Source organism: Modestobacter sp. VKM Ac-2984 (genome assembly GCF_026967985.1).
In the GTDB taxonomy this organism is placed as follows: Bacteria; Actinomycetota; Actinomycetes; order Mycobacteriales; family Geodermatophilaceae; genus Modestobacter.
The window spans coordinates 664092-673508 of record NZ_JAPVBJ010000002.1; the positions used below are offsets into that span (position 1 = coordinate 664092).

The 9417-nt window shown below is 72.8% G+C and carries 9 protein-coding genes, 4 tRNA genes and 1 pseudogene; 4 read left to right on the plus strand and 10 right to left on the minus strand.

The features are described from left to right. Positions 1-85: 85 nt before the first annotated feature. The 3 genes from O2W16_RS07085 to O2W16_RS07095 form a co-directional block, all read right to left on the minus strand. Positions 86-159, minus strand: a tRNA-Phe gene (locus O2W16_RS07085). Positions 160-183: 24 nt separating this feature from the next. Then, positions 184-260 (minus strand) — tRNA-Asp (locus O2W16_RS07090). Between the two features lie 57 nt (positions 261-317). After that, positions 318-390: transfer RNA gene (locus tag O2W16_RS07095), tRNA-Glu, on the minus strand. 116 nt (positions 391-506) lie between these two features. Between O2W16_RS07095 and O2W16_RS07100 the strand changes: the two genes are divergently transcribed. Next, on the plus strand, positions 507-1148 hold the full coding sequence (locus tag O2W16_RS07100) for an AMIN-like domain-containing (lipo)protein (RefSeq protein WP_269158105.1): 642 nt from the start codon (positions 507-509) through the stop codon (positions 1146-1148). Positions 1149-1150: 2 nt separating this feature from the next. Here O2W16_RS07100 and O2W16_RS07105 read toward each other — a convergent pair whose 3' ends face one another. Beyond that, on the minus strand, positions 1151-1477 hold the full coding sequence (locus tag O2W16_RS07105; protein ID WP_269158106.1) for a hypothetical protein: 327 nt from the start codon (positions 1475-1477) through the stop codon (positions 1151-1153). Positions 1478-1582: 105 nt separating this feature from the next. Next, on the minus strand, positions 1583-2107 hold the full coding sequence (locus tag O2W16_RS07110) for a GtrA family protein (RefSeq protein WP_269158107.1): 525 nt from the start codon (positions 2105-2107) through the stop codon (positions 1583-1585). 223 nt (positions 2108-2330) lie between these two features. Here O2W16_RS07110 and O2W16_RS07115 point away from each other — a divergent pair, with 223 nt between their 5' ends. After that, positions 2331-3218 carry a Rieske (2Fe-2S) protein gene (locus O2W16_RS07115; protein WP_269158108.1) on the plus strand — a complete coding sequence of 296 codons (888 nt, stop codon included), beginning with the start codon at positions 2331-2333 and terminating at the stop codon, positions 3216-3218. Positions 3219-3766: 548 nt separating this feature from the next. On the opposite strand, the gene O2W16_RS07120 is transcribed toward O2W16_RS07115, so the two are convergent. Further along, the gene (locus O2W16_RS07120) at positions 3767-4819 is read right to left on the minus strand and encodes an NAD(P)-dependent alcohol dehydrogenase (protein ID WP_269158109.1); all 1053 of its coding nucleotides are present in this window, start codon (positions 4817-4819) and stop codon (positions 3767-3769) included. A gap of 81 nt (positions 4820-4900) precedes the next feature. On the opposite strand from O2W16_RS07120, the gene O2W16_RS07125 reads away from it, so the two are divergent. Next, positions 4901-5689 (plus strand): TetR/AcrR family transcriptional regulator C-terminal domain-containing protein, encoded by a 789-nt coding sequence (locus O2W16_RS07125; RefSeq protein ID WP_269158110.1) that lies wholly within the window; start codon positions 4901-4903, stop codon positions 5687-5689. Further along, a tRNA-Lys gene (locus O2W16_RS07130) sits at positions 5680-5755 on the plus strand. Before O2W16_RS07125 ends, O2W16_RS07130 begins: the two co-directional genes overlap by 10 nt. Positions 5756-5904: 149 nt before the next feature. Here O2W16_RS07130 and O2W16_RS21655 read toward each other — a convergent pair. The 4 genes and pseudogenes from O2W16_RS21655 to O2W16_RS07145 form a co-directional block, all read right to left on the minus strand. Continuing rightward, positions 5905-6759 (minus strand): annotated as a pseudogene (locus tag O2W16_RS21655) (tyrosine-type recombinase/integrase); the annotation flags it as partial. A gap of 244 nt (positions 6760-7003) precedes the next feature. Next, positions 7004-7204, minus strand: coding sequence for a helix-turn-helix transcriptional regulator (locus tag O2W16_RS07135; protein WP_269158111.1), 201 nt, complete (start codon positions 7202-7204; stop codon positions 7004-7006). A 141-nt stretch (positions 7205-7345) separates the two neighbouring features. Further along, on the minus strand, positions 7346-7549 hold the full coding sequence (locus O2W16_RS07140; RefSeq protein WP_269158112.1) for a hypothetical protein: 204 nt from the start codon (positions 7547-7549) through the stop codon (positions 7346-7348). Between the two features lie 363 nt (positions 7550-7912). Continuing rightward, complete coding sequence (locus O2W16_RS07145) at positions 7913-9064, minus strand: IS110 family transposase (RefSeq protein ID WP_269158113.1); 1152 nt, start codon at positions 9062-9064, stop codon at positions 7913-7915. Between the last annotated feature and the right edge of the window lie 353 nt (positions 9065-9417).

Here is a 9417-nt window from a genome sequence, read left to right on the forward strand (position 1 = left end):
GAACACGCTGTGTGCCGGGCAGGAGGTCCCTGAGTGCCTGCCCAGCGGCCATGAGCGGGGCCGGGCAGACGGGGAAGACGTGAGGTGGGCAGGGGCGGGGTCGAACCGCCGACCTCTCACTTTTCAGGCGAGCGCTCGTACCAACTGAGCTACCTGCCCCTACCCGGTGTGCTGGACACCGGGTGGCGACCCTGACGGGACTCGAACCCGCGACCTCCGCCGTGACAGGGCGGCGCGCTAACCAACTGCGCTACAGGGCCTTGCTGTGGAGCTGTACTGCTGTGCCGTGGAGCTCTAGCGCTGTGGTGCATGGTGCGTGCCCCCAACGGGGTTCGAACCCGTGCTACCGCCTTGAAAGGGCGGCGTCCTGGACCGCTAGACGATGGGGGCTCGTGGTCGCTGGAGGCAGGGAGAACCATACATGGCCTCTCGGCGGTCCTCCCACCGGGGGTCGCCGGTGCGCGTGGCGACCGGGCCGGCCGCGTCCACCGTGCCAGCATCCACCCGTGCTGATCCGCCGTCCCGCCCGGGTGACCCGTTCCGTCGGGCTCGCCGTCGCCCTCCTGCTGGTGGCCGGCTGTGCCGCGCAGCCCGACACCGACAGCGCGGGATCGACCGGGGACGCGTCGTCCAGCAGCGCTGCCCCGGAGGCCACCGAGACGACCGCGGAGGCCACCGAGGCAGGAGCGGAGAGCCCGGCCCCCGAGTTCCCCGCGGACACCTCGGCTGACAGCGCCGACCCGGTCGACCCGGAGGGGCTCACGGTGACCGCCGTCCGCGCCGCCGAGCACGAGGGGTACGACCGGGTGGTCTTCGAGCTCGCCGGCAGCGGCACCCCCGGCTGGCAGGTGGAGTACGTCGACGCGCCGTCGTCCCAGGGGTCCGGTGCCGCCGTCGACGTCCCCGGCTCGGCGTTCCTGCAGGTGACGCTGCAGGGCACGAGCTACCCGTACGAGACCGGCGCCGAGGAGGTCGCCCGGGGGCCGGTGTCGGTGTCGGGCACCGACACCGTGCAGGGCGTCGTCTACGACGCCACCTTCGAGGGCACCTCGGTCGCCTGGATCGGCACCAGTGCCGAGGTGCCCTTCCGGGTGTCCGCGCTGAGCGACCCGACCCGGCTGGTGGTCGAGGTCGCCGACGCCGGCTGAGCTCAGCCCAGGGAGGCGCTGAGCTCGACCGACCCGGGCTCCACCGTCGTGCAGGTGAGCGACAGCGGCCCGGCGGAGACGCTCTCGCCCTCGGCACAGGAGACGCTGGTGTCGCCGACCGTGAGGCTGGCCCGGCCGTCCTCGGTGCCGCCGAAGGAGAGCTCGGTGCCGAGGACGGTGGCCGCGGCGCCGTCGCCGCTGAGCGTCGCGGTGCACTCGTTGCCCGAGCAGGAGACGCTGGGTGAGCTGCAGGCCGTCAGCGGCAGGAACAGCAGCAGCCCGGTGGCTGCGCCGGCCGCCAGACGGGCGGGACGGTCCATGATCGACATGCGGGCAGCCTAGGTGCGGGCCGCCGGGCTCCCGGGCAGCCGCCGCGGCGAGCCGTTGCGCCGGGTCGTGAGGCGATCGCTCTCGGAGAGCTCGGTCGCTGGGCCTCAGTCGCGGGGAGTCGGGGAGAACACCCAGCTGCGCAGCGCGACGAACCGGATCAGGCCGATCGCGCCGGTGACCGCGGCGATCAGGCCGAGCTGGCCGACGGTGCCCACGTCACCGGTCAGGGTGTGCAGCCCGGCCAGGGCCAGCGAGGTGGCGACCAGCCCGATCCCGGCCAGGCCGCCGCCCTCCCACTGGGCGGTGAACCAGGAGACCCGGCCGCCGGCGTGGAAGGTCGACCGGCGGTGCATCTCGTTGGCCAGCAGCGTGGACGCGATCGCGCCGGCGAGGTTGGCGGCCTGCGCGCCGAAGCCCTGCAGGCTGACGAACACCAGGGCGTAGAGGGCACTGGAGACCCCGCCGACGACGACGAAGCGGGCGAACTGTGCGCGGGCGTCGTCCTGCTGCAGTCGCTCACGCGCCGCGCTGGACCGCTCCCGCACCCGCGTCGGCTCGATCCAGCCGTCGAGCCGCCCCTGGCGCATGCCGTCCACGGCGGTGCGGCGGAGCAGGGACGGGCAGGTCACGGGTCCTCCTCAGGACGAGAGCACGGGTCCATGCTCGGTCAGCGGGGCCCATCTTCCGGCAGCAACCCGTGGGACGCATGTGCATTCCCGCTGCGTTCCCGCAACACTCCGTGACCTCCCTCACCGAGCGTGGTCATGCACCGGTCGCGGGTGGCCGGACCGCAGCGGTACCGACCACGCGGACGGCGGGTTCCGGACGGCCGCACCGGGTATGGGGCGCTGCATGAGCCTGTTCGGTGTGCTGGACCGCCTGTCCGAGGTGTCGTCGTTCGACACGAAGCTGGAGTCCGCCCGGACGGCGGTGAACAAGGTGCTGCAGCCCCAGGCGTTCCGGGACCTGCTGCACGGCACCTGGCTCGGCCATCCGCTGCACCCGATCCTGGCGATGGTCCCGGTGGGCACCTGGCTGTCGGCCGGGATCCTGGACCTCCTGCCGCCGGCCCGCCCGGCAGCCACCGCGCTGATCGGCACGGGCGTGGCGGCGAGCCTGCCCGCCGCGATGGCCGGCGCGGCCGACTGGTCCGAACAGGACGACGCCGTCCGCCGGCTGGGGGCACTCCACGCCGTCGCCAACGTCGCCGCACTGGGCCTCTACGTCGGTTCCCTGGTGGCTCGTGGCAAGGGCAACGGCACGCTCGGACGGGCGCTGGCCTACAGCGGCCTCGGCCTGGCCAGCGGCTCGGCGGCGATCGGTGGCCACATGTCCTACGCGCAGTCCTCCGGAGCGAACCACGCCGTCACCGACGCCCGGCAGCTCACCACCGACTGGATCGACCTCGGCCCGCTCGACGACCTGCCCGAGGGGCGGCCGGCGCTGCGCACCGGCGAGGGCCAGGGCACGCCCGTGGCGCTGGCCGTGGTGCGCCGGGGTGCGCGGGTCGATGCGTTCATCAACTCCTGCGCGCACGTGGGCGGGCCGCTGGCCGAGGGTGCCGTGGAGCAGGTGCGCGGGTCGGACTGCATCGTGTGCCCATGGCACGGCTCGGCCTTCGACCTGGACAGCGGCGAGCCGCGCCGGGGTCCGACGGCGTCGGCCCAGGAGCGGCTCGAGGTCAAGTACGAGGCCGGCCGGGTGCTCGGCAAGCTGCCCAACCGGCACGTCTCGAAGTGACCGCCGGCGGCTGAGGCCGCCCTACGCTCGGCGGCGTGCGGACGTCGCGCACCCCCGGTTCTCGCGGTGCTGCTCGCCGGCTGCGCGGCCGGTGGGTCGCCGTCCGCCGGCTCCGGCCCGCCGCTGCCGGACGTGCCCGGCATCGAGGGCGAGGTGGTGCGGTCCGGCTCCGACGAGGCGATCGGCGGGCAGGTCCAGGTGTACCTCAGCAACACCGGGACGGCGCCGTTCACCGTCACCGAGGTGGCGCTGGACTCCCCGGGCTTCGCTCCGCTGCCGGCCCGTCCGGTGGAGGCGGAGTACGCGCCGGGGCGGACGATCGACCTGCCGACCCTCTACGGGCGGGTGGACTGTGCCCAGGCGCCGGACCCGGCAGCGGCCCGGCTGACCGCGGTTGACCGGCCGGTGCCACGGGCATCGGAGGGCGGTGTTCCTCTTCTTCACCAGCCGGCTCGGGTGCCTGGGGTCGTTGCTGGTCAGCCTGCTGCTCACCGCGCTGCTCTTCCTGATCTTCACCATGCTCTGAGCAGCCAGTCGCTGGCGGCCGGTCAGGAACCCGACGGGTCGTCGGGCACCGTGAGGACCACCTTGCCGCGGGCGTGGCCGTCGACCAAGTGCCGGATGCCGGCCGCGACCTGGTCGAGCGGGAGTGTCTGGTCGATGACGGGCGTGAGCGCGGCGGACTCGATCAGCTCGCGCAGGGTCTGCAGGTCCCGGGCGTTCTCGGAGGAGAGGAAGGTCCGCAGCGTCTGCCCGACGAAGGGGGACACCAGCTGTGCGCGCAGCAGGCGGTCGGTGCCACCGAGCCACCGCCCGCCCGTCTCGCCGCCGACGATGACCAGCCGGCCGCGGGGGCTGAGCACCCGGCGCAGCAGGCCGAGCGGGCGGTTCCCGCCGATGTCGAGGACGACGTCGTAGCGGTGCCCCCCGGCGGTGACGTCCTCGCGGGTGTGGTCGATGACGTGCTGGGCCCCGAGAGCCCGGACGAGATCCGCCTTGGAGCCGCTGCACACCCCGGTCACCTCGGCCCCGAGGTGTGCGGCGAACTGGACGGCGAAGGTGCCCACACCGCCCGAGGCGCCGATGACCAGGACCTGCTGCCCGGCGGCGACCTGGCCCTGGTCGCGGACGGCCTGGAGGGCGGTGAGCCCGGAGATCGGCACCGCGGCCGCCTGCTCGAAGGACAGGTTCCCGGGCTTGGGCGCGAGCTTGTCGGCCCGGGCGCGGGAGTACTCGGCGAACGAGCTGCGGCCGACGCCGAACACCTCGTCACCGGGTGCGAAGCCGGCGACGTCCGCGCCGACGGCGGTGACGACCCCCGCCAGGCTGCGGCCGGGGTTGGTGTCCCTCGGTCGCCGCAGACCGAACCCGGCGCGGACGGGGTACGGCAGCCCCGCCATGACGTGCCAGGTGCCGCGGTCGATGCTCGCGGCGCGCACCCGCACCAGCACCTCGTCGGCGTCGATGGCCGGCCGCTCGACCTCCGCGACCCGGAGCACCTCCTCCGGGTCGGTGCCGTAGCTGTCGTGGACGACCGCCGTCATCCGGTCGGCGGGGACGAGGTACGGGGAGCGTGCGTCGGTTCCCGGTGTGCGTGTCATCGGATCGCTTTCGTCGATGGGCCCCTTACGCCGTAAGGTTCTGCCTTACAACGTAAGGTTGTCAAGGACGAGAGGAGTCGCATGAGCCCGTCGGACGCCGCACGCGTGCCGCTGGACCGGGAGCGGGTGCTGCGGGCGGCCGTGGCGCTGGCCGGTGAGACCGGCATCGAGTCGCTGAGCATGCGCAAGCTGGGCCAGGCCCTCGGGGTCGAGGCGATGTCGCTGTACCACCACGTGTCGAACAAGGTCGACCTGCTCGACGGCATGATCGACCTGGTCTTCGGCGAGGTCGACCTGCCCGCCACCGGGGTCGGCTGGAAGCCGGCGATGCGACGCCGGGCGGTGTCGATGCGCGACGTCCTGTCCCGGCACCGCTGGGCGATCGGCCTCATGGACTCGCGCACGGCGCCCGGGCAGGCGACCCTGACGCACCACGACGCGGTCATCGGCTGCCTGCGGGGAGCCGGCTTCTCGGTCGGGCTGACCGCGCACGCCTTCTCGGCCATCGACAGCTACGTCTACGGGTTCGCCCTGCAGGAGCGTTCGCTGCCGTTCGAGACGCCCGAGCAGACCGCCGAGCTGGCACAGGAGATGCTGACCCACTTCCCGCCTGGCACGTACCCGCACCTCGTCGAGCTGGCGACCGCGCACGTGCTGCAGCCCGGGTACGACTACGGCGAGGAGTTCGAGTTCGGTCTGGACCTGGTCCTGGACGGACTGGAGCGGGCAGCTGCGCGAGAGGCCCGGTGGTCGGCACAGGGCGGGGACGGTGCTGCCCTCAGCGGTAACCTCGCACCGGGCCGCGGGGCCACCGAGGTCCACGCCGGTCGTGGGTCGCCTGGGGACTCCCCGCACCCACCGGGCCTCTAGCTCAACTGGCAGAGCAGCGGACTTTTAATCCGCGGGTTGTGGGTTCGATCCCCACGGGGCCCACCACGCTGGCCTGCACGTTTCCCGCTCTTGGGGCGGTCGGCTGGAGGTCGCGCCCACAAGACGCCCACACGATTCGCTGCGGCCTCCTGCGCCGCGGCGTCCATCCGGGCAGCCAGATCGCTGAGGTCGTCGTCGAACAGGCCGGCGTAGACGTCGAGCGTCATGGCCGCCGAGGCGTGTCCGAGCATGCGCTGGACGCTCTTGATGGTCGCGCCACTGGCGACAGCAAGTGAGGCGGCGGTGTGCCGAAGGTCATGTGGGGTGACGTCGGCCAGCCCGGCTTCGCGAACGGCCGGGTCGAAGACCACCCGACGCCAGTTCCGTAGCCGGAGTGCGGTGCCGGCGGACGTCGTCAGCAGCAGGGCGTCGCCCGGCTTGTCCGCGCATCGCGCCGACAGCGGACCGACCAGCGCAGCGGGGAGAGGCACGCTCCGGTGTTGGTGCGTCTTCGGGGTCCCGAACTCCAGTCGGCCGGCCACCTCGGTCACCGATTCGGCGATGGTGAGCCGACGGCGGAGGAAGTCGACGCGGCGAACCCGTAGCGCGGCCAGTTCGCCGAACCGCAGCCCGGTGTAGGCGAGCAGCCGGATGACGTCACCATCGGCACCGGCCGCTTCGGCCAGTCGCTCCACCTCCTCCCGGCTCAGGAATCGCGGCTCGTCGCGGGTCACGCGTGGGAGCGGCACCCGGTCGGCGGGGTTTCGTGGGATGCGGCCGTCGCGGACGGCCAGCGCGAGCAGTAGCGAGAAGACGCGGTGCGCCTGACGCGCGGTGGCCGGCGCCGAACCGTTCGCACGGAGCTCGGCGACCCACCGGGCGACCTCGGCGTGGGTGACGTCGGCCAGTCGGTGGCTGCCCCAGGCCGGCAGGACGTGGGTGCGGAGGATGCCCAGATACCGGTACCGGGTGCTCGGCTTGACCTGAGTCTGCGCCGCGAGCCACTGGTCCGCCCACGCCGAGACCGTGACCCGGCCGCGCTCCGGTGCGGTCCAGGTCTGGGTGACCATCGCTGAGGTCGCCTCGTCCAGCCAGCGTCGGGCGTCGAGCTTCCGGACGAAGCGCTTCTCGTGCTGGCGGCCGCCGAGGTCTCGGTACCGCGCGCGATACCGAGAGGACCCGTCGCTCAGCGTGATCCGGGTGATGGAGCCGTCCACGGCAGGGGACCTCCTGTCCGGGTCGCATTGGGGTGCCGGGCGAAGCGTGTCCGGCTGAGCCTGCACGATGGAGCGGACACGTGGCGGCGCTGCGCGGTCAACTGTGGATGCGGGTGTCCTTCTCCCCGCCGACCTTCGACTGCCACCACTGGTCGACCTCCTGCTCGTCGTAGAGCACCCGCCGGCCGACGCGGACGCCGTCCGGACCGATGCCGACGTGCCGCCAGTAGCGGACGGTCGCCGGGCTGGTGCGGAACCGGGCCGCCACCTCCTCAGTGGTCAGCAGTCGAATGGTCATGACGGTCTCCCGGTGATGGACGGTGGCTGCGGATGTCGGCAGCCGGTCCACAGAGCAGGCGTCGACCAGCCCCAATCGCTGCCAGTCGGCGCCGACAGCTACGTCACCCCCGCTTGTCACCCCTGCAACCGGAGCGCGGCGTCACCTGCGGTAGGGGCGACGGCGGAGCGCGGCGATGACCTCGTCGACCGCGCGGGCGACCGTCAGCAGTTCCCGGTCGTAGACGAGCCCGCGGTCGATCTGCCCGGTGAGGTCTCGCAGCACGCCGGCCCACTCGTCGTGCCGCGGCGCTCTCGGCTGCGCCGGCGAACCGGGGGTGACGACGACCCGCTCGACCACTTCCACCGCGGACCGGCCTGACCTGGCTGCCCGGGTCTGCTCCCAGGCGCGGTGCCGGCAGGTCGCCGAGCACCACCTGGGGATAGGGCCCCGGGATCGCGGGGTGATCGGGCCGTGGCACCAGGCGCAGGAGGTCGCTGCCGCACGCCTCGCACGACCGGCCGTAGCGGGCTGTGCCGGTAGTTCGTCCGCCGCCGGATCTTGTCGCTCCTCCGCGCACTCCAGGCCCGCGCGCCGCCGGTGCACTCGCTCCCGGCGCCGAGCCCGGTTCTTAGGGGCTTCCTTGTTGCTCATGCCCTCAGCGTCTGGAGGAACGTGCAGGAACACGTCACCACGAGTTCTCGGGCCGTGGGTGACGCTCCTCTTGTGTCAAGCGGTGCTGAGGGCGGCTTCTCCGGTGGTCATTGGTATTGGCGGGACGAGCTGCAGATGAGCGACCGCGGGTGGCGTCGGATTGATGTGGTGGTAGATCTCGCGGGCGACGTAGCGCTTCAGGCAGCGCATGATGTCGCGCTTGGCCAGGCCTTCGGCGGTGCGGCGGGTGACGTAGTCCCGGGTCGGTTGATGGGATCTCATCCGGACCAGAACGATGCGCCAGAGGGCGCTGTTGGCCTGGCGGTCACCACCGCGGTTGAGCCGGTGGCGGTGGGTGTTGCCGGAGGAGGCCTGCACTGGGGATGCCCCGCAGAGGGCAGCGAAGGCCTGCTCGGTGGCCAGTCGTTCGGGGTTGTCGCCGGCGGCGACCAGGAGGGCGCCGGCGGTGTCGGGACCGACTCCGTGGGCGGCGAGCAGGCCTGGGTGGGCGGCGGTGAGGATGGTCTTGAGGTGGGTGTCCAGGCCCTCGATCTCAGCGTCGAGGTGCTGGATCCGGCGGGCAAGCGCGCTCATGGCGTACTTCGCTGCCGCGCTGGGGCTGGTGAGCTCGCCGGGGCGGAAACGGGCGGCGGTCGCGATCAGCTGGGCGTAGCGCAGCTTCTTGACGGTGTCGCGCAGCTCGTCGGGGGCGGTGTCGGCCAGGGCCTGGAGCTGCAGCAACGCCTGGGTGCGCTGCTTGATCGCCGAGCGGCGGGCCACCCGTAGCTGGCGGGCCATCTCCACCGGTCCCGTGCCGGTCTTGGGCACGGTTCGGGCCCGGCCGGCCACGACGGCGCGGGCGGCTTCTTCGGCGTCGATGGTGTCGGACTTGCCGCGTCGGCGGCGGGCTTGGCGGTTGGGCCGGTCGACCTCGACGACGTGCACGTCGCGGGTGGCCAGCCAGCGGGACAGGCCACCGCCCCAGCAGCCGGTGCCCTCGATGCCGACCGCGGCCAGCTCGCCGTGGGAGCGCAGGAACCGCAGCAACGACTTGAACCCGGCCGTGGTGGTGGGGAAGGTGTCGCTGGCCAAGACGCGGCCGAGGGGGTCGCAGACCGCGGCGACGTGGATGTGTTTGTGGGTGTCGACTCCGCCGATCACCGCACCCGGTGGCCACTCGGGGCGCTCGAGGTGGTCGCGGACGTGGCGTTCTGCCAACCTGGACATCGCCGTTCCTCTTCTGCTGCAGGGCTGATGAGAGGTGCGGCACGCACGGCCGGGACGGCGGACAGGACACTGAGTGGGCCTGGTCGCACAAGCTCCTCTGAAGTCACCCCGCCCGACCGGTCGTGCCGCAGACACCGGGCCCATGAGGGCCGACCGGTCACCTTCCAGACAGCCCGATGGCGTCAGCAAATGTGGGAGTCAGACCGCCACGACCCCGGTGTCCTTGGCCCGCAGCCTGCCCCCGGAGAGGCCGACCGCGGTAGCCCGATCCCATCAGTGAGCTCCTATGTGCAAGTGCTCGGCGGTAGCGTCCGGGCTGGCGGTGGGTGCGGTGGACTGGCCGCAGCAAAGAT